At 67.0% G+C, this 19,443-nt stretch carries 26 protein-coding genes and 2 pseudogenes; 27 read left to right on the top strand and 1 reads right to left on the bottom strand.

The genetic code is table 11. The features are described from left to right. The 15 genes and pseudogenes from A9X04_RS20010 to A9X04_RS19940 form a co-directional block, all read left to right on the top strand. Positions 1–227 (top strand): annotated as a pseudogene (locus A9X04_RS20010) (TetR/AcrR family transcriptional regulator); the annotation flags it as partial. 347 nt (positions 228–574) lie between these two features. After that, a complete protein-coding gene (rpsJ, locus tag A9X04_RS20005; RefSeq protein WP_003873519.1) occupies positions 575–880 on the top strand; it encodes a 30S ribosomal protein S10 in 306 nt (101 codons plus the stop codon). A gap of 15 nt (positions 881–895) precedes the next feature. After that, positions 896–1,549, top strand: a complete 654-nt coding sequence (rplC, locus tag A9X04_RS20000; RefSeq protein WP_067924227.1) for a 50S ribosomal protein L3 — start codon at positions 896–898, stop codon at positions 1,547–1,549. After that, positions 1,549–2,202, top strand: a complete 654-nt coding sequence (gene rplD / locus A9X04_RS19995) for a 50S ribosomal protein L4 (protein WP_067924226.1) — start codon at positions 1,549–1,551, stop codon at positions 2,200–2,202. Before rplC ends, rplD begins: the two co-directional genes overlap by 1 nt. Further along, positions 2,203–2,505, top strand: coding sequence for a 50S ribosomal protein L23 (gene rplW, locus A9X04_RS19990; protein WP_067924225.1), 303 nt, complete (start codon positions 2,203–2,205; stop codon positions 2,503–2,505). It abuts the gene before it with no gap. 29 nt (positions 2,506–2,534) lie between these two features. Then, positions 2,535–3,377 carry a 50S ribosomal protein L2 gene (rplB, locus tag A9X04_RS19985; protein WP_067924224.1) on the top strand — a complete coding sequence of 281 codons (843 nt, stop codon included), beginning with the start codon at positions 2,535–2,537 and terminating at the stop codon, positions 3,375–3,377. Between the two features lie 18 nt (positions 3,378–3,395). Then, positions 3,396–3,677 carry a 30S ribosomal protein S19 gene (rpsS, locus tag A9X04_RS19980; RefSeq protein WP_010908582.1) on the top strand — a complete coding sequence of 94 codons (282 nt, stop codon included), beginning with the start codon at positions 3,396–3,398 and terminating at the stop codon, positions 3,675–3,677. Then, positions 3,674–4,228, top strand: a complete 555-nt coding sequence (gene rplV, locus A9X04_RS19975) for a 50S ribosomal protein L22 (RefSeq protein WP_067924223.1) — start codon at positions 3,674–3,676, stop codon at positions 4,226–4,228. Before rpsS ends, rplV begins: the two co-directional genes overlap by 4 nt. Further along, positions 4,228–5,067: a 30S ribosomal protein S3 gene (gene rpsC / locus A9X04_RS19970; RefSeq protein WP_067924222.1), complete on the top strand. Its 840-nt coding sequence runs from the start codon at positions 4,228–4,230 to the stop codon at positions 5,065–5,067. The genes rplV and rpsC overlap by 1 nt, the downstream gene beginning before the upstream one ends. A 3-nt stretch (positions 5,068–5,070) precedes the next feature. Then, entirely contained in the window at positions 5,071–5,487 is a 417-nt protein-coding gene (rplP, locus tag A9X04_RS19965) for a 50S ribosomal protein L16 (protein WP_007167840.1), read from the top strand. Then, entirely contained in the window at positions 5,487–5,720 is a 234-nt protein-coding gene (rpmC, locus tag A9X04_RS19960) for a 50S ribosomal protein L29 (RefSeq protein ID WP_067924221.1), read from the top strand. The genes rplP and rpmC overlap by 1 nt, the downstream gene beginning before the upstream one ends. Continuing rightward, positions 5,720–6,064, top strand: a complete 345-nt coding sequence (gene rpsQ, locus A9X04_RS19955; protein ID WP_067924220.1) for a 30S ribosomal protein S17 — start codon at positions 5,720–5,722, stop codon at positions 6,062–6,064. Before rpmC ends, rpsQ begins: the two co-directional genes overlap by 1 nt. A 115-nt stretch (positions 6,065–6,179) precedes the next feature. Next, positions 6,180–8,540 carry an arylsulfatase gene (locus A9X04_RS19950; protein WP_067924219.1) on the top strand — a complete coding sequence of 787 codons (2,361 nt, stop codon included), beginning with the start codon at positions 6,180–6,182 and terminating at the stop codon, positions 8,538–8,540. Next, on the top strand, positions 8,515–9,189 hold the full coding sequence (locus tag A9X04_RS31625; RefSeq protein WP_231985770.1) for a hypothetical protein: 675 nt from the start codon (positions 8,515–8,517) through the stop codon (positions 9,187–9,189). Before A9X04_RS19950 ends, A9X04_RS31625 begins: the two co-directional genes overlap by 26 nt. A 43-nt stretch (positions 9,190–9,232) precedes the next feature. After that, entirely contained in the window at positions 9,233–10,168 is a 936-nt protein-coding gene (locus tag A9X04_RS19940; RefSeq protein ID WP_067924218.1) for a DUF4436 domain-containing protein, read from the top strand. 11 nt (positions 10,169–10,179) lie between these two features. Here A9X04_RS19940 and pstS read toward each other — a convergent pair whose 3' ends face one another. Next, on the bottom strand, positions 10,180–11,307 hold the full coding sequence (gene pstS / locus A9X04_RS19935) for a phosphate ABC transporter substrate-binding protein PstS (protein WP_067924217.1): 1,128 nt from the start codon (positions 11,305–11,307) through the stop codon (positions 10,180–10,182). A 331-nt stretch (positions 11,308–11,638) separates the two neighbouring features. Between pstS and A9X04_RS19930 the strand changes: the two genes are divergently transcribed. The 12 genes and pseudogenes from A9X04_RS19930 to rplR all read left to right on the top strand — a co-directional run bounded on the left by A9X04_RS19930 (position 11,639) and on the right by rplR (position 19,417). Beyond that, entirely contained in the window at positions 11,639–12,529 is an 891-nt protein-coding gene (locus A9X04_RS19930) for a formylglycine-generating enzyme family protein (protein ID WP_067924231.1), read from the top strand. Positions 12,530–12,754: 225 nt separating this feature from the next. Beyond that, positions 12,755–13,744, top strand: coding sequence for a DUF4436 domain-containing protein (locus A9X04_RS19925; RefSeq protein ID WP_082975118.1), 990 nt, complete (start codon positions 12,755–12,757; stop codon positions 13,742–13,744). Between the two features lie 32 nt (positions 13,745–13,776). Beyond that, positions 13,777–15,291: pseudogene (locus A9X04_RS19920) on the top strand (HNH endonuclease signature motif containing protein); the annotation flags it as partial. 84 nt (positions 15,292–15,375) lie between these two features. After that, positions 15,376–15,750: a hypothetical protein gene (locus A9X04_RS19915; RefSeq protein ID WP_067924216.1), complete on the top strand. Its 375-nt coding sequence runs from the start codon at positions 15,376–15,378 to the stop codon at positions 15,748–15,750. A 50-nt stretch (positions 15,751–15,800) separates the two neighbouring features. Next, positions 15,801–16,337, top strand: coding sequence for a DinB family protein (locus A9X04_RS19910; RefSeq protein WP_067924215.1), 537 nt, complete (start codon positions 15,801–15,803; stop codon positions 16,335–16,337). A 211-nt stretch (positions 16,338–16,548) separates the two neighbouring features. Further along, positions 16,549–16,917 carry a 50S ribosomal protein L14 gene (rplN, locus tag A9X04_RS19905; RefSeq protein WP_003403649.1) on the top strand — a complete coding sequence of 123 codons (369 nt, stop codon included), beginning with the start codon at positions 16,549–16,551 and terminating at the stop codon, positions 16,915–16,917. Next, entirely contained in the window at positions 16,918–17,235 is a 318-nt protein-coding gene (rplX, locus tag A9X04_RS19900) for a 50S ribosomal protein L24 (RefSeq protein WP_067924214.1), read from the top strand. 4 nt (positions 17,236–17,239) lie between these two features. Then, positions 17,240–17,803, top strand: coding sequence for a 50S ribosomal protein L5 (rplE, locus tag A9X04_RS19895; RefSeq protein ID WP_067924213.1), 564 nt, complete (start codon positions 17,240–17,242; stop codon positions 17,801–17,803). A gap of 2 nt (positions 17,804–17,805) precedes the next feature. Next, positions 17,806–17,991 (top strand): type Z 30S ribosomal protein S14, encoded by a 186-nt coding sequence (locus A9X04_RS19890; protein WP_003873499.1) that lies wholly within the window; start codon positions 17,806–17,808, stop codon positions 17,989–17,991. A gap of 67 nt (positions 17,992–18,058) precedes the next feature. Further along, the gene (gene rpsH / locus A9X04_RS19885; RefSeq protein ID WP_067924212.1) at positions 18,059–18,457 is read left to right on the top strand and encodes a 30S ribosomal protein S8; all 399 of its coding nucleotides are present in this window, start codon (positions 18,059–18,061) and stop codon (positions 18,455–18,457) included. A 10-nt stretch (positions 18,458–18,467) separates the two neighbouring features. Continuing rightward, positions 18,468–19,007 (top strand): 50S ribosomal protein L6, encoded by a 540-nt coding sequence (rplF, locus tag A9X04_RS19880; protein WP_067924211.1) that lies wholly within the window; start codon positions 18,468–18,470, stop codon positions 19,005–19,007. A gap of 41 nt (positions 19,008–19,048) precedes the next feature. Further along, on the top strand, positions 19,049–19,417 hold the full coding sequence (gene rplR / locus A9X04_RS19875) for a 50S ribosomal protein L18 (RefSeq protein ID WP_082973128.1): 369 nt from the start codon (positions 19,049–19,051) through the stop codon (positions 19,415–19,417). Positions 19,418–19,443: the final 26 nt, after the last annotated feature.

Raw genomic sequence — 19,443 nt, 5'->3', positions numbered from 1 at the left:
CGCCGTTCGACGCCATCTTCGACAGCCCGGAGGCCGCCGAGCTGGGTGAGGTGGACCGGTCCCGCGCCATCGCGCTGCTCATCGGCCCCCTGGTGCTGGGGCGGCTGTCCACGCTCCCTGGCTTCGACTACCGCGAGTGCGCGCTCGCGGCCGTCGACGGTTTCCTCTATGTTCAGCGCGCACACAATCGGGCCGGCGCGGCGAGCGTCGAATCGGCGGGTGCCTGAGGGGTCAAAAGGGCAGGTCGGCGGCCCTGGGTCCAGATTTGGCCAAACACACGATCTAGGGCATACTGTTCAGGTTGCCTTGGGCCGGGTTTGCGCCTGGTCGGGCATACGACCAGCGCCCAAAACGGGCGCGTCCGGTCTCATCCTTGGAGCGCGACAGATTCGTCGGGGTCCAGGCTGCGTGAGGGTGACACACCCGACCGCGGGGGCCGGTGGACCACGACAGGTAAACAGCGGCGCAGTATCCGGCGCGACGCTCGATCGGCCCGGCTCCGGGCCCGGTCAGCGCGCTGGGAGCACCAGGTCCGGACACGGATTTTTGTAAGTGGAGTGAGGGTAGGAGAAGCGTGGCGGGACAAAAGATCCGCATCAGGCTCAAGGCCTACGACCATGAGGCCATCGACGCATCGGCGCGCAAAATCGTCGAGACCGTCGTCCGCACGGGTGCCAGCGTCGTAGGTCCGGTGCCGCTGCCGACTGAGAAGAACGTGTATTGCGTCATCCGCTCTCCGCATAAGTACAAGGACTCGCGGGAGCACTTCGAGATGCGTACTCACAAGCGGTTGATCGACATCCTCGACCCGACGCCGAAGACCGTCGACGCGCTGATGCGCATCGACCTTCCGGCCAGTGTCGACGTCAACATCCAGTAGGGGCTTGGTGAACTCATGGCAAGAAAAGGCATTCTGGGTACCAAGCTGGGCATGACGCAGGTGTTCGACGAGAACAACCGGGTCGTCCCGGTGACGGTGGTCAAGGCGGGGCCCAACGTCGTCACCCGCATCCGTACACCCGAGCGTGACGGTTACAGCGCCGTTCAGCTGGCCTACGGCGAAATCAGCCCCCGCAAGGTCAACAAGCCGGTGACCGGTCAGTACAGCGCCGCGGGCGTGAACCCGCGCCGCCACCTGGCCGAGTTGCGGCTCGACGACGAGGCCGCCGCCAGCGAATACCAGGTCGGCCAGGAGCTGACGGCGGAGATCTTCGCCGACGGCGCCTATGTCGACGTGACCGGAACCTCCAAGGGCAAGGGCTTCGCCGGCACCATGAAGCGGCACGGCTTCCGCGGCCAGGGCGCCAGTCACGGCGCGCAGGCGGTGCACCGCCGGCCGGGTTCCATCGGTGGCTGCGCCACCCCCGCCCGGGTCTTCAAGGGCACCCGGATGGCGGGCCGCATGGGTAATGACCGGGTGACGGTCCAGAACCTGGTGGTGCACAAGGTCGATACCGAGAACGGCGTGCTGTTGATCAAGGGTGCGGTCCCCGGCCGCACCGGTGGGCTCGTGGTGGTCCGCAGCGCGATCAAACGAGGTGAGAAGTAATGGCGCTCAAGATTGACGTGAAGACGCCGGACGGCAAGGTCGAGGGCTCCGTGGAGCTGCCGGCCGAATTGTTCGACGCCCCGGCCAATATCGCGCTGATGCACCAGGTGGTCACCGCGCAGCGGGCGGCGGCGCGCCAGGGCACGCACTCGACGAAGACTCGCGGCGAGGTCAGCGGCGGCGGGCGGAAGCCGTACCGGCAGAAGGGAACCGGTCGTGCCCGTCAGGGTTCGACGCGGGCCCCGCAGTTCACCGGCGGCGGCGTCGTGCACGGCCCCAAGCCGCGCGACTACGCCCAGCGCACCCCGAAGAAGATGATCATCGCGGCATTGCGCGGCGCATTGTCGGACCGGGCGCGCAACGGCCGCATCCACGCGGTCACCGAGCTGGTGTCTGGTCAGACACCGTCGACCAAGAACGCCAGGGCGTTTCTGGGCACGCTGACCGACCGCAAGAACGTGCTGATCGTGATCGGCCGCAGCGACGAGGCCGGCGCCAAGAGCGTGCGCAACCTGCCGGGTGTGCACATCCTGACGCCCGACCAGCTCAACACCTACGACGTGTTGCGCTCCGACGACGTGGTGTTCAGCGTCGAGGCGCTCAACGCCTACATCGGGGGCAACGCTGCTAGCACCGAGGAGGTTTCGGCGTAGATGGCGACCATCACCGACCCCCGCGACATCATCCTGGCCCCGGTCATCTCGGAGAAGTCCTACGGGCTGCTGGATGAGAACGTGTACACCTTTGTGGTGCACCCCGATTCGAACAAGACGCAGATCAAGATCGCCATCGAGAAGATCTTTGCCGTCAAGGTCGCGTCGGTGAACACCGCGAACCGCCAGGGCAAGCGCAAGCGCACCAGGACCGGGTACGGCAAGCGCAAGAGCACCAAACGGGCCATCGTCACGCTGGCGCCGGGTAGCAAGCCGATCGACCTGTTCGGGGCCCCGGCCTAGCCGCGCGCGAGAGAAAGACCTGATTAGACATGGCAATTCGTAAGTACAAGCCGACGAGCCCCGGCCGCCGCGGCTCCAGCGTGTCCGACTTCGCCGAGGTCACCCGGTCGGAGCCGGAGAAGTCGCTGGTGCGCCCGCTGCACGGCCATGGCGGCCGTAACGCACACGGCCGCATCACCACCCGCCACAAGGGTGGCGGCCACAAGCGCGCCTACCGGGTGATCGACTTCCGCCGCAACGACAAGGACGGCGTCAACGCCAAGGTCGCGCACATCGAGTACGACCCGAACCGGACCGCCAACATCGCACTGCTGCACTACCTCGACGGCGAGAAGCGATACATCATCGCGCCGCAGGGCCTTTCGCAGGGCGACGTGGTGGAGTCGGGCGCGAACGCCGATATCAAGCCGGGCAACAACCTGCCGCTGCGCAACATCCCGGCCGGTACCGTGATCCACGCCGTGGAGCTGCGGCCGGGCGGTGGCGCCAAGCTGGCGCGGTCCGCCGGCTCGAGCATCCAGCTGCTCGGCAAGGAGGGCTCCTACGCGTCGCTGCGCATGCCCAGCGGTGAGATCCGCCGCGTCGACGTGCGCTGCCGCGCCACGGTCGGCGAGGTGGGCAACGCCGAGCAGGCAAACATCAACTGGGGCAAGGCCGGCCGCATGCGGTGGAAGGGCAAGCGCCCTTCGGTCCGTGGTGTGGTCATGAACCCGGTGGACCACCCGCATGGTGGTGGTGAGGGTAAGACGTCCGGTGGTCGGCACCCGGTGAGCCCCTGGGGCAAGCCGGAGGGTCGCACCCGCCACCCGAACAAGGCCAGCAACAAACTCATCGTCCGGCGCCGGCGCACCGGCAAGAAGCACGGTCGCTAGGAACTCGAGGAGTAGCACATGCCACGCAGCCTGAAGAAGGGCCCGTTCGTCGACGACCACCTGCTCAAGAAGGTGGACGTCCAGAACGAGAAGAACACCAAGCAGGTCATCAAGACCTGGTCGCGACGTTCGACGATCATCCCGGACTTCATCGGCCACACCTTCGCCGTCCACGACGGACGCAAGCACGTGCCGGTGTTCGTCACCGAGGCGATGGTCGGTCACAAGCTTGGTGAATTCGCGCCGACGCGCACCTTCAAGGGACACATCAAGGACGACCGGAAGGCCAAACGGCGATGACCACAACCGAATTCCCGTCCGCGGTCGCCAAGGCGCGGTTCGTGCGGGTTTCGCCGACCAAGGCGCGCCGGGTGATCGACCTGGTGCGCGGCCGGTCGGTGGCCGACGCGCTGGACATCCTGCGCTGGGCGCCCCAGGCCGCCAGTGAGCCGGTTGCCAAGGTGATCGCCAGCGCAGCGGCGAACGCGCAGAACAACAACGGGCTGGACCCGTCCACCCTGGTGGTCGCGACCGTCTACGCCGACGAGGGCCCGACCGCCAAGCGCATCCGCCCTCGCGCGCAGGGTCGCGCGTTCCGGATCCGCAAGCGCACCAGCCACATCACGGTCGTGGTGGAGAGCCGGCCCGCCAAGGACCAGCGTTCGGCGAAGTCGACGAGGGCCCGCCGCGCCGAGGCCAGCAAGGCCGCCGCGAAGGCGCCCGCGAAGAAGGCCGCATCCAAGGCGCCCGCCAAGAAGGCACCGGCGAAGAAGGCTCCGGCGAAAACCGCCGAGGCGAAGACTTCTAAGGCAACTGCTGAGACCTCGGAAGCGAAAGGAGGCTCAGACTAGTGGGCCAGAAGATCAATCCGCACGGCTTCCGGCTGGGTATCACCACGGACTGGAAGTCGCGTTGGTACGCCGACAAGCAGTACGCGGACTACGTCAAGGAAGACGTCGCCATCCGGCGGCTGCTGTCCACCGGACTCGAGCGCGCCGGCATCGCCGACGTGGAGATCGAGCGCACCCGTGACCGGGTGCGGGTGGACATCCACACCGCGCGTCCGGGCATCGTCATCGGCCGCCGCGGCACCGAGGCCGACCGCATCCGTGCGGACCTGGAGAAGCTGACCGGCAAGCAGGTTCAGCTCAACATCCTCGAGGTCCGTAACCCGGAGTCGCAGGCGCAGTTGGTGGCCCAGGGTGTCGCCGAGCAGCTGAGCAACCGCGTGGCGTTCCGCCGCGCCATGCGCAAGGCCATCCAGTCGGCGATGCGCCAGCCGAACGTCAAGGGCATCCGGGTGCAGTGTTCGGGCCGCCTTGGCGGCGCGGAGATGAGCCGCTCGGAGTTCTACCGCGAGGGCCGGGTGCCCCTGCACACGCTGCGCGCCGACATCGACTATGGCCTGTACGAGGCGAAGACCACCTTCGGCCGCATCGGTGTGAAGGTGTGGATCTACAAGGGCGACATCGTCGGCGGCAAGCGGGAATTGGCCGCGGCCGCCCCGGCGGGCGCCGACCGTCCGCGCCGCGAGCGCCCGTCGGGCACGCGGCCCCGGCGCAGCGGTGCGTCGGGCACCACGGCGACCAGCACCGAGGCCGGCCGCGCGGCCGCGGGCGCCGAAGAGAGCACTGCAACCGCCGCGGCGGAGACGCCGCCCGCTGCAGAACCGCAGAGCACGGAGAGCTGAATCATGTTGATTCCCCGCAGGGTTAAACATCGTAAGCAACACCACCCCCGCCAGCGCGGCATCGCCAGCGGCGGCACGGCGGTGAACTTCGGTGACTACGGCATCCAGGCCCTGGAGCACGCCTATGTCACCAACCGCCAGATCGAGTCCGCTCGTATCGCGATCAACCGCCACATCAAGCGTGGCGGCAAGGTCTGGATCAACGTCTTCCCGGACCGCCCGCTGACCAAGAAGCCCGCCGAGACCCGGATGGGTTCGGGTAAGGGCTCGCCGGAGTGGTGGGTCGTGAACGTCAAGCCGGGCCGCGTGCTGTTCGAGCTGAGCTACCCCAACGAGCAGGTGGCCCGGGCGGCACTCACCCGTGCAATCCACAAGCTGCCGATCAAGGCACGCATCGTGACCCGAGAGGATCAGTTCTGATGGCAGTGGGAATTTCGCCTGGCGAACTGCGTGAGCTCACCGACGAGGAGCTGGCCGAGCGCCTGCGCGAATCCAAGGAGGAGCTGTTCAACCTGCGTTTCCAGATGGCGACCGGGCAGCTCAGCAACAACCGGCGGCTCCGCACGGTGCGGCAGGAGATCGCGCGCGTCTACACCGTGCTGCGCGAACGGGAACTGGGCCTGGCTAGCGGGCCCGACGGTAAGGAATCGTGATGGCAGAAGCGAAGAAGGCGGCTCCGAAGGCGGCCGCGCAGGACGCCGGCTCGAAAGAGAAGGGCTCCAAGCACACTCCGGCCACTCCGAAGGTGCGTGGGCGGCGCAAGACCCGCATCGGCTACGTCGTGAGTGACAAGATGCAGAAGACCATCGTGGTCGAGCTGGAAGACCGCGTGCGCCACCCGTTGTACGGCAAGATCATCCGTACCACCAAGAAGGTCAAGGCGCACGACGAGAACAGCACCGCGGGCATCGGCGACCGCGTCTCGCTGATGGAGACGCGTCCCACGTCAGCGACCAAGCGGTGGCGGCTCGTCGAAATTCTGGAAAAGGCCAAGTAGCCGCGAAGCGATATCGAAACGCCCGGGACCCGAGGTCTCGGGCGTTTCGCTTTGCCGAGCGTGACGGCACCGCGAAAAAAGGTCGGAAGTTTCGCGGTCGCGTTACGCTCGGCGCATGTCGACTGACTCCCAAACCTTTCAGGGCAAGATCGAGCTGGATATCCGGGACTCCGAGCCGGACTGGGGCCCGTACGCCGCGCCGACCGCACCGGAGAACGCGCCGAACGTCCTGTACCTGGTCTGGGACGACACCGGCATTGCCACGTGGGACTGTTTCGGCGGCCTGGTCGAGATGCCAGCGATGACCCGCATCGCCGAGCGCGGTGTTCGGCTGTCGCAATTCCACACCACCGCGCTGTGCTCGCCAACCCGGGCGTCGTTGTTGACCGGCCGCAACGCCACCACCGTCGGCATGGCGACCATCGAAGAGTTCACCGACGCCTTCCCCAACGCCAACGGTCGCATCCCGTTCGACACCGCCCTGCTCTCCGAGGTGCTCGCGGAGCGCGGATACAACACGTACTGCGTCGGCAAGTGGCACCTGACGCCGCTGGAAGAGTCCAATCTCGCGGCCACCAAACGGCATTGGCCGATCGCGCGCGGCTTCGAGCGGTTCTACGGTTTCCTGGGCGGCGAGACCGACCAGTGGTATCCCGACCTGGTCTACGACAACCATCCGGTCAACCCGCCGGGCACGCCCGAAGACGGCTACCACCTCTCGAAAGACCTCGCCGACAAGACCATCGAATTCATCCGCGACGCCAAGGTGATCGCGCCGGACAAGCCTTGGTTCAGCTACGTCTGCCCGGGCGCCGGCCACGCGCCGCACCACGTTTTCAAAGAATGGGCCGATCGCTACGCCGGCAAGTTCGACATGGGCTACGAGGCCTACCGCGAGATCGTGCTGGACAACCAGAAGTCGATGGGCATCGTGCCGCCGGACACCGAACTGTCGCCGGTCAACCCGTACGCGGACGTCACGGGGCCGAACGGCGAGCCCTGGCCCCTGCAGGACACGGTGCGGCCGTGGGATTCGCTGAGCGATGACGAGAAGAAGCTGTTCTCCCGCATGGCCGAGGTGTTCGCCGGCTTCCTGAGCTACACCGACGCCCAGATCGGCCGGATCCTGGACTATTTGGAGGATTCCGGTCAGCTGGACAACACGATCATCGTGGTGATCTCCGACAACGGCGCCAGCGGGGAGGGGGGCCCGAACGGGTCCGTGAACGAGGGCAAGTTCTTCAACGGCTACATCGACACGGTCGAAGAGAGCATGAAGCTCTTCGATCACCTCGGCGGCCCGCAGACCTACAACCATTACCCGATCGGTTGGGCGATGGCCTTCAACACCCCGTACAAGCTCTACAAGCGGTACGCGTCGCACGAGGGCGGCATCGCCGACACGGCGATCATCTCGTGGCCCGACGGTGTTGCCGCACATGGGGAGATCCGCGACACCTACGTCAACGTCTGCGACATCACGCCCACGGTCTACGACCTGCTGGGCATGACACCGCCCGAAACCGTCCGGGGCATCGCGCAGAGGCCACTCGACGGAGTGAGTTTCAAAGCGGCCCTCGCCGATCCGGCCGCGGGCACCGGCAAGCGGACCCAGTTCTACTCGATGCTCGGTACGCGCGGGATATGGCATGAGGGTTGGTTCGCCAACACCATCCATGCGGCCACCCCGGCCGGGTGGTCGCATTTCGACGCCGACCGCTGGGAACTGTTCCACATCGAGGCCGACCGCAGCCAGTGCCACGACCTGGCCGCCGAACACCCGGACAAACTCTCAGAACTCAAGGCGTTGTGGTTCTCCGAAGCCGCCAAGTACAACGGGCTGCCGCTGTCGGACCTGAACATCTTGGAGACGATGACGCGGTTCCGCCCGTACCTTGTCGGTGACAGGACGAGTTACGTCTACTATCCCGACTGCGCGGACGTGAGCATCGGTGCGGGCGCCGAAATCCGGGGCAGGTCGTTCTCGGTGCTGGCCGAGGTGAGCGTGGATACCACCGGCGCGGAGGGGGTGCTGTTCAAGCAGGGCGGCGCGCACGGTGGGCACGTGCTGTTCATCCAGGACGGGCGCCTGCATTACGTCTACAACTTCCTGGGCGAGCGGCAGCAGGCCGTCTCGTCGTCGGGCGCGGTGCCGCTGGGCAGGCATCTGCTGGGCGTGAGCTATGCGCGGACCGGAACCGTGCCCGATAGCCATACGCCGCTCGGGGACGTCACGTTGTTCATCGACGACGACGTGGTCGGCACCCTCGCCGACGTGCAGACGCACCCCGGGACGTTCGGGATCGCGGGTGCCGGCATCACGGTCGGGCGCAACGGCGGCTCGGCGGTGTGCAGCCGCTACAAGGCGCCGTTCTCGTTCACCGGCGGCACCATCACGCAGGTCACCGTCGACCTGTCCGGCCGGCCCTACGTGGACGTGGAAGCCGAAATTGCGCTTGCCTTTTCGCGCGATTGAAGTCCTGGCGCTGTGCTTGCTGGTGATCCCGGCGGTGGGGTGCGAGAAGACCACCGGCGGCACCGCCATCGGTCCGACCGCCTCGCCGACGACCCCCACCACGCGGCTGTCCGACCCGGCCGAGCCGGTGCCCGGCGTCGAAACCACGCTGCCCGACCACATTCCGCCCAATGCCCTGGTGTGCTTCCCGCCACCGGCCGGCGGCTCCATGACCAAGGCCTCGGTGTCCGACCCGGTGGCGCCCGTGCTCACCGTCCCGCTGCCGGACGGCTGGAGTTCGACCCCCGGCACGGGTGACGTGGCGTTGACGGCCGCCGGGCCCGACGGAATGTCGGTGCGGGTGACCATCACCCGTACCGACCTCGATCCGGGCGGCGCGTTTCTGCGTTACGCCGGCGACTTGGGACGGGCGAACCCGAACGCCAGGGTCACCGTCACGGCGGCCCAGTTCTGTGGCTACAGCAGCCAGCTGCTCACCGGTGCCGGTGGTGGGTCCGGAGCAAACGAATTCGCCGACCGCATCGCCCACATCTGGACGAACACCCAGGCGTATCTGGTTGCCGTCCAACTGGAGGGGCCCGGCAAAGCCCCGGGTTTCGACGCGGCGAAATCCACGGTAATGCAGGAATTCGCCGTCACTATCCCCTGAAAATTGCCGTTGTCCCTGCTAGCATCTGGCCCGTGATGCTGCAATGACCGCCGGGAACCCGGCTCCCCCCGCGCCGCCGGCGCCGGCCGCCCACCGGGGCCGGCAAATGGCGATTACATTCGGCATTGTCGTGGCCGTGATCGTCATCTACGTGCTGTCGCTGATCGCCGTGCACCTGCTGGCAAAGTCGGCACCCGCGCTGCCCCCGGTGGATTTCAGTAAGCTCGAGGCCGACGACAGCGTCGTGCAGGTGCACCTCGAGAAGCTGGATACCGTCGCGAACCGCCTGACGGTGAACGTGCTTGTCTACCCGAAGGACTCGTTGTACGACAAGAACTTCGGTGTGCTGACGACCGATGCGGCCGTGCGGTTGTATCCGGAGAACGATCTGGGGGACTTGCAGTACCCGGTCGGCAAGGCGCCCGCGCAGGTCAGCACCGCCCTCGTCGCCCACGGTGATCCCGGAAACTGGCCGTTCGACTCGTACAAGACGGAAGTCCTCGCGGCCGACGTGTTCACCGGTACGGGCCAGAACCGCGAGAAAGCACCCGCCCGCGTGGAGGTGACCGGGAAGCTGGACGGCTGGGACGCCACCGTGACGCGCGTCCACGACCCCGAAGACCCCAACCCCGACGTCCAGGACAATGTGATCATCACGTTGGAGCGCTCCAAGGGTCCGCTGATCTTCGACGTCGGCATCTGCCTGGTCCTCATCGCCCTGCCGGTGCTGGCGCTGTGGGTGGCGATCCCGATGGTGTTGGGCCGGACCACATTCCTGCCGCCGCTGGGAACCTGGTTCGCGGCGCTGCTGTTCGCCGTCGTGCCGCTGCGCAACTTCCTGCCCGGTTCTCCACCGCCGGGGTCGTGGATCGACCAGGCCGTCGTGCTGTGGGTGTTGATCGGTCTGGTCACCGCGATGTCCCTGTTCATCGTCGCCTGGTGGCGATCCCGGGAGAAGAAGACACCGAAGAGGGCCTAGCCAGCCCCGGGTTACTCGGAATTCGACGTGTCACCGGGGCCGATCGCGTCGACGGCGCTCGAGACCCGTGCCCGGAAGTCCACCGACAGCGGGATGTAGCCGATCTTCGCGAGGTCGACCTGGCCGGGGCCGATCGCCGCCTGCAGGAACGCCCTGACCGCCTTGGCCACGTCGGCGCTGGGATAGGTCGAACAGACGATCTCGTACGTGGCCAACACGATCGGGTAGACGTCGGGTTGGGCCGGGTTGTAGAACGCCGAGAGATCGAGCACGAGATTGTTGCCGTCGCCGATGACCTTGGCGCCGGAGATGGTCTTGCCGACCGCGTCGGCGCCTATCCGCACCGGCCGCAATGACCTGCGGCTGGCCGGCGTCTTGATCTCCGCGGCGAAAAGCCCTTCCTTCAGCGCGAACGACAGCTCGTTGTAGCTGATCGCGCCCTCGGTGGTCCTCACCAGCGCGGCCGTGCCGGCGTTGCCGGCGGCGCCGGTCCCCACGCCGCCGTTGAAGGCCTTGCCCGTGCCCTTGTTCCACGCCCCGCCGGACGCGGCCTGCAGATAAGACTGGAAGTTGTCGGTGGTGCCCGAGGCGTCGCTGCGGTAGATGACGTGGATGTCCTCGGCGGGCATGGAGGCGTTGAGCGCGGTGAGGGCCGGATCGTCCCAGCGCGTGATGGTCCCGTTGAAGATCTTGGCCAGCGTGGGTCCGTCGAGCACCAAGGAGTCGGCCGCGGCGAGGTTGTAGGTGATGGCGAGCGGGCCGAACACCACCGGCAGGTTCCAGGCGTCGGCGCCGCCGCATCGCTGCTTCGCCACCGCGTATTGGTCGGGCGTCAGCGGTATGTCAGACCCGGCGAAATCGGTTTTGCCGGCCAGGAAATCGCCGACCCCGGCGCCGGACCCGTTGGCCGTGTAGTTGAGATTCTGGCCCGGGCAGGCCTTGGTGTAGGCGGCGATGAATCGGTTCATCGCGTTGGCTTGTGCGGTCGATCCGCTGGCCAGCAGGTTCTGGTCACCGCCGCAGTTGACCTTCGCCCCAGCGGTATACGGCAGGGTGGCGGGAGCGTTGCTGCATGCCGGAAGCACCATTGCGGCCGCGGCCAGCATGCAGATGGTCGCGGCCAATCGTTTGCGCTTCACTTCGCTTGATTTCCTTGCGGGCAACAGATCCGGGTGCGTGGCGTCGGCGATGGCGCCCGGCGCCGAAGGGCGGGGTCGGGAACGTCACCCCGTTCGGCACATGTCGAGACTTAACGGCATCGACCGAGCAAGCAAACCAAATTCAGGTGAACGGGTTGGCTCGGCTGGGCGAATAGCGGGTGTCGCGCGGCAGTAATCGCCTAGGGCGGAAGGGGATTCATGTCGCCCGGCGTCGACGTGTTTGGCCGTGAGGCCGCCGGCAGTTATCCGCGCATGCGCGCGTTACTGCCGGTGCGTCACTGGCGGCTCGTGGTGGTCCTACGCTGAGGTGGTGCTTACCGAGCTGGTCGACTTGCCTGGCGGGTCATTCCGCATGGGCTCGACGAGCTTCTACCCCGAAGAGGCACCCATCCACACGGCCACCGTGGGCCCGTTCGCGGTGGAGCGGCACCCGGTGACCAACGCGCAGTTCGCCGAATTCGTCGCCGCGACAAGCTATGTGACGGTCGCCGAACAACCCATCGACCCGGCGCTCTATCCAGGCGCCGATCCCAACGATCTGTGCCCCGGTGCCATGGTCTTTCGCCCGACGCGGGGCCCGGTGGATCTGCGTGACTGGCGCCAATGGTGGCACTGGGTGGCGGGGGCCAGCTGGTCCCACCCGTTCGGACCGGACAGCGACATCGCAGACCGTCTCGACCATCCAGTGGTGCAGGTGGCCTATCCGGACGCCGTGGCCTACGCCCGCTGGGCCGGTCGGCGCCTGCCCAGTGAAGCCGAATGGGAGTATGCGGCGCGCGCCGGAAGCACGACGACCTACTCCTGGGGGGACGAGGCCAGGCTCGATGGCCGGCTGATGGCCAACACGTGGCAAGGCGACTTCCCCTACCGCAACGGTGGTGCGCTCGGCTGGGTGGGGACTTCTCCGGTGGGGACGTTTCCGCCCAACGGGTTCGGCCTGCTCGACATGATCGGCAACGTATGGGAGTGGACCGCCACCGAGTTCTCCGCACACCACCGGCTCGATCAGCCGCCGAAAGCCTGTTGCACCCCAACGGGGCCACCGAACCCCTCGATCAACCAAGTCCTCAAAGGCGGTTCGCACCTGTGCGCGCCGGAGTATTGCCACCGCTACCGCCCGGCGGCCCGGTCGCCGCAGTCGCAGGACTCGGCGACCTCCCACATCGGGTTTCGCTGCGTGGTGGACGTGGAGTCCCGCTAGCAAACGGTTCGCCGTGTCGCCGCCTGGTGCCGTGCAAGTCGTCGTCCAGTGGGTGAACCGAGGATGTCCAGCGGGTGACGGAACCGCCAGACACACGCGGACATAGGAATTCGCCGCGCGACCGGGAGGGCTGTTCGCTAGCATCCCACCACGTGGCGCCCCGTTACAGTGCACCTCGGCAGCCATGCCGGCGCGGCACCAGCAAGCAGCCGCGGCGGTCGACCGATGACGTCTGAGGCGCCGGCGTCGGCCGAACCGGCGGTCGGTGCGCCCGCCGCGCCGACGGCCGCGGCGCCGAAGAAAAAGAAAAAACCGGCGGCCAGGGTCAAGCCGCCGAAGTTGACGAGGTCGCAGATCGAGATCGGTGTGGCCGTCCTGGTCACCGTCGTCATCACCTATGCACTCTCGCTGCTTGGGGTCCATGCGCTGCAGCGGGAATCGGGTCCGCTCCCTCCCCTGGATCTGAGCCAGGGTGGGGGCGACGCCACCATCGTGCAGCTACGCGTCGAGGAGCTGAAACCCGTCGCGAACCGGCTCACCGTCAACGTCCTCGTCTATCCGGGGGTTGCGCAGTACGACCCACGATTCGACGTGTTGGGCAACGACGTCGCCGTGCGGCTGTATCCGACGAGCGACCTCGGGGACCTGAACTACCCCAAGGGAAAGGCGCCGGCGCAACTCACCACCACCATCGAGGCGCACGGAAATCCGCGGAACTGGCCATTCGACAAGTACAAGACCGAGCCGATCGCGGCCGACGCGTTCGTGGGGGCCGGTGACAACCGCAGGAAGGTGCCGGCCATCGTCGAGGTAACCGGCTCGTTGGACGGTTGGAACATCAACGTCGAGCGCGTACGCGACCCCAGCGGTCTTCGGACTTCGCGGTCGATGGACACCGGCAACGTGGTCGTCACCCTGGAGCGGGCCGACGGGCCGCTTGTCTTCGACCTGGTCATCTGCCTTGTCCTGATGGCGCTGCCGACCGTGGCGCTGTTGGTGGCCATTCCGATGGCGATGGGCAGGCGGAAGTTCGTGCCGCCGTTCGGCACGTGGTACGCCGCGATGCTGTTCGCCGTCGTACCGCTGCGCAATATCCTTCCCGGCAGCCCACCGCCCGGTTCATGGATCGACCAAGCGTTGGTGCAGTGGGTGCTGCTGGCGTTGGTGACGGCGATGAGCTTGTACATCTTCTCCTGGGTGCGGCAAGGGGACTAGTTCTGTCGTAGGCCGGTGGCATGATCGAATGTATGTTCGATTCAACGGGGTCGTCGGCGGAGGTGATCGCCGCGTTTGATGAGCATTTCGAGCGGCGGTATCCGTCGAAGACGGCGGAGTCGTCGGGGTTGCTGGAGCGGGTGTCGTGGTGTGCGCGGGCGGAGAATCGGGCGGCAGCGGCGCAGTTGTGCTGGGTCGGGGAGTTGTTCGCCTACCGGCTGTCCCGGTGTGGTGAGACCGAAGAGTGGGCGGTGGATACCGAGGCGGCGGTGGCGGCCGAGATCGCCGCGGAGCTGCGGATCAGCCAGGGGATGGCGGCCAGCCGGGTCCGGTACGCGCGGGCCATGCGTGAGCGGCTGCCGAAGGTGGGTGCGGTCTTCAACGCGGGCGAGATCGACTTCCGGATGTTTCAGACGCTGGTGTTTCGCACCGATCTGATCACCGATGCCGAGGTGTTGGCGGCCGTGGACGTGCAGTTGGCCGCCAACGTGGTGCGCTGCCCCTCACTGACGCAGGGCCGGCTGGGCGCGCAGGTGGACAAGATCGTGGCCAAAGCCGACGCCGATGCGGTGCGCCGGCGCCGGGAGCGCGCGGCGGGGCGCGAGGTGTGGATCGGCGAAATGGGAGATGGCCTGGCCCGCCTTGAGGGTGTGTTGTTCAGCCCCGATGCGCACGCCCTCGAAGCGCGGCTGAACGCGTTGGCGGCCACGGTATGCGCGCACGATCCGCGCACCCGAGCGCAGCGCCGCGCGGATGGGTTGGGGGCGCTGGCCGCCGGGGCCGACCGGCTGGGGTGCCGCTGTGGGCGCGCGGATTGTGCCGCGGGCGGCCGGTCACCGGCGAGCCCGGTGGTGATCCACGTGCTCGCCGAGCGGGCCACCCTCGACGGCGATGGCGCCGCGCCGGGCTGCGAGGTCCGCGCCGACGGGCTGATTCCGCCCGAGGTGGTCGCCGAGTTGGCCGCCTCGGCCAAGCTGGTGCCGCTGGTCCACCCCGCCGATGCACCACCGGAGCAGGGCTATGTGCCGTCCGCGGCGTTGGCCGATTTCGTGCGGTGCCGGGATCTGACGTGCCGCTGGCCCGGCTGTGATTGCCCGGCGGTGGCCTGCGACATCGACCACACGATCCCCTACAGTGCCGGCGGGCCCACCCATGCCTCCAACCTCAAATGCTTGTGCCGCACGCATCATTTGGTGAAAACCTTCTGGGGCTGGCAGGAGAAGCAGCTGCCCGACGCGACGTTGATCCTGACTTCCCTGGCTGGGCGCACCTATGTCACCACCCCGGGCAGCGCGCTGTTGTTCCCGAGCCTGTGCTGGGCCACCGGGGCGCTCGCGGCCCCCGAAGTCGACCCGTTCCAGGATTACTGCGCCGAGCGCACGGCGATGATGCCGACCCGACGACGCACCCGCGCCCGGGACCGCGCCGCGCGCGTGGCCACCGAACGTCGACAGAATCGAATGGCCCGCGCCGCGGTCCGGCAACCAAGCGACACCGCGCATTACCGGCCCCGCGACGCCCCCACCGACGACGACCCACCCCCGTTCTTAATCCTGGCCGGCGGGCCAATGAAAGCGCCGAATTTCATCAACGCTTCGAGTGCTATGGCGATACGATGCGTGTGTTGAAACGTGGAGAACATGATCGTGAGATTCGTCGCTAAAGGTGTTGCGTTACTCGCCGTTTGCGTTCCGATCGTCGGCCCGCCCGGATTTGCGTGGGCCGACACCGTTGACCCAAACCACCTGGCTTCGGTAGAAAGCTGGCCGGACAACGCCTGCGGCGGCTTTTATTCCTGGCACGTGGTCAACGCCTCGAAGGATTTTCCGATCCGCGCGACCGTCGCGGTTCAACGCACAAAAGGTGGCGAGCAGTTCAACGATCAATACGTGTACGACCTCGCACCCGCCGCATCGAGCTTCGTCTCGTGCAGAAGAATCACCGCAACCGACGGCCCCGCTTATTACGACGTCAACGCCTGGCTCGTGGGCGCGGGAAAGGCTTAGAAACCGCCACCGACGAAAATCCCCCACCGTTCCAGGTGGAACATTGCCCCATGCCCGCGTCGCTGCCCCCGTTGGCCGCCGAAGACCACGTCTGCGCGGCCTGTGAGCTGAGCTATTCGAGTATTCGGCTCGACGACGCGGTCGGCGTGATCGCCGGACTGCCGGACGCCGTCCGGGTTGCCGTCTCCGCGATCCCGCCCGAGGCGCGGCGGGTACGGCCCAGCCCGGAAGTGTGGTCCGTCGCCGAGTACCTCTGCCACGTGCGCGACGTCTACGTCAGCTTCACCATCCGGCTGTACCGCGTCCGCACCGAGCACCAGCCCGCGTGCGAGCCGATGTTCAACGATCTGCGGGCCCGCCGCTTCCGGTACAACGACTGCGACATCGATGCCACGCTCGACGAGCTGGCGGCCGCCGCGGCGGGCTTCCGCGACGAAGTCGCGCGCACCAAAGATCCCGGCTGGGACCGCACGGCTACCCGGTTGCCGGGGGAGGAGCGCACCGCCCGCTGGCTCGTGCGGCAGGCCATGCACGAGGGCGTGCACCACCTCGGCGATATCCGAAGGATCGGGCAAACCGCCCCCTGAACCGACCTTGCACCGGCCTCGCACCCGCCTGGGCCGCGAATTTGGCTCTGAGCTGCTCGTCCCCTAGACTCTAGGGGTTGCCTTGGGCAGACCTCGGCCGGTGCGAATCGGCCCCGCGTGCCCTTCGGTGACAAAGACCGCGCATGTCAGGTTATTCGGTGGGCTGTGGCTTGCCTCCTGCCGTGCACACGCAACCAGGTCAGGAGATCGAGTGATTCAGCAGGAATCGCGGCTGAAGGTGGCCGACAACACCGGCGCCAAGGAGATCTTGTGCATCCGGGTGCTCGGCGGTTCGTCGCGACGCTACGCCGGTATCGGCGACGTCATCGTCGCCACCGTCAAGGACGCCATCCCCGGCGGCAACGTCAAGCGGGGGGATGTCGTCAAGGCCGTCGTCGTGCGCACGGTCAAGGAGCGCCGCCGCCCGGACGGCAGCTACATCAAGTTCGACGAGAACGCCGCGGTGATCATCAAGCCCGACAACGACCCGCGCGGAACCCGCATCTTCGGGCCGGTCGGCCGCGAACTGCGCGAGAAGCGGTTCATGAAGATCATCTCGCTTGCCCCGGAGGTGTTGTAGATGAAGGTCCGCAAAGGCGACACCGTTCTGGTCATCGCCGGCAAAGACAAAGGCGCCAAGGGCAAAGTGCTGCAGGCCTACCCGGAGCGCGACAGGGTCCTCGTCGAGGGCGTCAACCGGATCAAGAAGCACACCGCGATCTCGAGCAACCAGCGCGGAGCGCAGTCCGGCGGAATCGTCACCCAGGAGGCCCCGATCCACGTCTCCAACGTGATGGTGGTCGACTCGGACGGCAAGCCCGCCCGCGTCGGTTACCGGGTCGACGACGAGACCGGCAAGCGCGTCCGCATCTCCAAGCGCAACGGCAAGGACATCTGAGGCCATGACCACAGCAGAAAAAGTGCAGCCGCGTCTGAAAGAGCGCTACCGCAACGAGATTCGTGATTCGTTGCAGCAGCAGTTCGGTTACGCCAACGTCATGCAGATCCCGACGGTGACCAAGGTCGTCGTCAACATGGGCGTCGGCGACGCGGCTCGGGACGCGAAGCTGATCAACGGCGCGGTCAACGACCTGGCGCTGATCACCGGTCAACGGCCGGAGATCCGCCGGGCGCGCAAGTCCATCGCCCAGTTCAAGCTGCGCGAGGGCATGCCGATCGGTGCGCGGGTCACCCTGCGCGGCGACCGGATGTGGGAGTTCCTGGACCGCCTCACCTCCATCGCGCTGCCCCGTATCCGCGACTTCCGCGGCCTGTCGCCCAAGCAGTTCGACGGTGTCGGCAACTACACCTTCGGGCTCGCCGAGCAGTCGGTGTTCCACGAGATCGACGTGGACAAGATCGACCGGGTCCGCGGCATGGACATCAACGTCGTCACCTCGGCGACGACCGACGACGAAGGACGAGCGCTGTTGCGGGCCCTCGGCTTTCCCTTCAAGGAGAACTGAGCATGGCGAAGAAGGCACTGGTCAACAAGGCCGCACGCAAGCCGAAGTTCGCGGTGCGCGGCTACACGCGCTGCAACAAGTGCGGCCGCCCGCGCGCGGTCTTCCGCAAGTTCGGGCTGTGCAGGATCTGCCTGCGCGAGATGGCGCACGCGGGCGAGCTGCCCGGCGTGCAAAAGAGCAGTTGGTAACGAGCCCCAAACAGTTGCGCGGTAGGCCCGGGACGGGAACCGCCGCGAGGAAGGTGACACGCCTGTCATGACTATGACGGACCCGATCGCAGACTTCTTGACACGTCTGCGCAACGCCAATTCGGCGTATCACGACGAGGTGACGTTGCCACACTCGAAGATCAAGGCGAACATCGCCGAGATCCTCAAGGCCGAGGGCTACATCACCGACTACCGAACGGAAGACGCCCGGGTCGGCAAGGCGCTGATCGTCCAGCTCAAGTACGGACCGAGCCGGGAGCGCAGCATCGCCGGGCTGCGGCGAGTGTCCAAGCCCGGTCTGCGGGTCTATGCGAAATCCACCAACCTGCCGCGCGTGCTCGGCGGCCTGGGTGTGGCGATCATCTCGACCTCCTCGGGCCTGTTGACCGACCGCCAGGCAGCCAGACAGGGCGTGGGCGGCGAAGTCCTCGCATACGTGTGGTGAGGGAATAGAAATGTCGCGTATTGGTAAGCAGCCGGTTCCGGTTCCCTCCGGAGTCGACGTAACGATCGAGGGCCAGAACGTCTCGGTGAAGGGGCCCAAGGGCAGCCTCAATCTGACGGTGGCCGAACCGATCACGGTGGCGCGCAACGACGACGGCGCGATCGTGGTCAGCCGTCCGAACGACGAGCGGCGCAACCGCTCACTGCACGGGCTGTCGCGCACCCTGGTCTCCAACCTGGTCACCGGAGTGACCGAGGGTTACACCACCAAGATGGAGATCTTCGGGGTGGGTTACCGCGTGCAGCTCAAGGGCGCCAACCTCGAGTTCGCGCTGGGGTACAGCCATCCGGTGGTGATCGAGGCGCCGGACGGCATCACGTTCGCGGTCCAGTCACCGACGAAGTTCTCGATCACCGGGATCGACAAGCAAAAGGTCGGCCAGATCTCGGCGAACATCCGCCGCTTGCGCCGTCCCGACCCGTACAAGGGCAAGGGCGTGCGCTACGAGGGCGAGCAGATCCGCCGCAAGGTCGGAAAGACAGGTAAGTAGTCATGGCGCAAAAACAACCTGACAACGCCGCGCGAAAGCCGGTGGGGCAGAGCGTATCCGCGACCCGCCGGATCTCCCGTCTGCGTCGGCACGCGCGGCTGCGCAAGAAGATCGAGGGCACGCCGGAGCGTCCGCGCCTCGTCGTCAACCGATCCTCGCGCCACATCCACGTGCAGCTGGTCAACGACGAGAACGGCACCACGGTGGCCGCAGCGTCGTCCATCGAGGACGACGTGCGCGGCCTGCAGGGGGACAAGAAGGCCCGCAGCGTGCGGGTGGGCCAGTTGATCGCCGAGCGCGCCAAGGCCGCCGGTATCGACACCGCGGTGTTCGACCGCGGCGGGTACACCTACGCCGGACGGATCGCGGCGCTGGCCGATGCCGCACGCGAGAACGGATTGAGTTTCTAGATGATCGAGACCTCGAACAAGACTGG

Source organism: Mycobacterium sp. E3247 (assembly GCF_001667785.1).
Taxonomy (GTDB): Bacteria; Actinomycetota; Actinomycetes; order Mycobacteriales; family Mycobacteriaceae; genus Mycobacterium.
Note: the sequence above shows the minus strand (reverse complement) of the source record. Positions and strands in the feature narration are given on the sequence as shown.

What these genes read in the sequence shown, in the direction of transcription:
- A9X04_RS19950 (WP_067924219.1), top strand. Translation starts at nt 6,180, where the DNA reads ATGTCGACTGACTCCCAAACCTTTCAGGGCAAGATCGAGCTGGATATC.
- rplC (WP_067924227.1), top strand. Translation starts at nt 896, where the DNA reads ATGGCAAGAAAAGGCATTCTGGGTACCAAGCTGGGCATGACGCAGGTG.
- rplW (WP_067924225.1), top strand. Translation starts at nt 2,203, where the DNA reads ATGGCGACCATCACCGACCCCCGCGACATCATCCTGGCCCCGGTCATC.
- rplX (WP_067924214.1), top strand. Translation starts at nt 16,918, where the DNA reads ATGAAGGTCCGCAAAGGCGACACCGTTCTGGTCATCGCCGGCAAAGAC.
- rpsQ (WP_067924220.1), top strand. Translation starts at nt 5,720, where the DNA reads ATGGCAGAAGCGAAGAAGGCGGCTCCGAAGGCGGCCGCGCAGGACGCC.
- rplV (WP_067924223.1), top strand. Translation starts at nt 3,674, where the DNA reads ATGACCACAACCGAATTCCCGTCCGCGGTCGCCAAGGCGCGGTTCGTG.
- A9X04_RS19910 (WP_067924215.1), top strand. Translation starts at nt 15,801, where the DNA reads ATGCCCGCGTCGCTGCCCCCGTTGGCCGCCGAAGACCACGTCTGCGCG.
- A9X04_RS19890 (WP_003873499.1), top strand. Translation starts at nt 17,806, where the DNA reads ATGGCGAAGAAGGCACTGGTCAACAAGGCCGCACGCAAGCCGAAGTTC.
- rpsH (WP_067924212.1), top strand. Translation starts at nt 18,059, where the DNA reads ATGACTATGACGGACCCGATCGCAGACTTCTTGACACGTCTGCGCAAC.
- A9X04_RS19940 (WP_067924218.1), top strand. Translation starts at nt 9,233, where the DNA reads ATGACCGCCGGGAACCCGGCTCCCCCCGCGCCGCCGGCGCCGGCCGCC.
- rplF (WP_067924211.1), top strand. Translation starts at nt 18,468, where the DNA reads ATGTCGCGTATTGGTAAGCAGCCGGTTCCGGTTCCCTCCGGAGTCGAC.
- rplE (WP_067924213.1), top strand. Translation starts at nt 17,240, where the DNA reads ATGACCACAGCAGAAAAAGTGCAGCCGCGTCTGAAAGAGCGCTACCGC.
- A9X04_RS19925 (WP_082975118.1), top strand. Translation starts at nt 12,755, where the DNA reads ATGACGTCTGAGGCGCCGGCGTCGGCCGAACCGGCGGTCGGTGCGCCC.
- rplB (WP_067924224.1), top strand. Translation starts at nt 2,535, where the DNA reads ATGGCAATTCGTAAGTACAAGCCGACGAGCCCCGGCCGCCGCGGCTCC.
- rplD (WP_067924226.1), top strand. Translation starts at nt 1,549, where the DNA reads ATGGCGCTCAAGATTGACGTGAAGACGCCGGACGGCAAGGTCGAGGGC.
- rpsS (WP_010908582.1), top strand. Translation starts at nt 3,396, where the DNA reads ATGCCACGCAGCCTGAAGAAGGGCCCGTTCGTCGACGACCACCTGCTC.
- rpmC (WP_067924221.1), top strand. Translation starts at nt 5,487, where the DNA reads ATGGCAGTGGGAATTTCGCCTGGCGAACTGCGTGAGCTCACCGACGAG.
- rplP (WP_007167840.1), top strand. Translation starts at nt 5,071, where the DNA reads ATGTTGATTCCCCGCAGGGTTAAACATCGTAAGCAACACCACCCCCGC.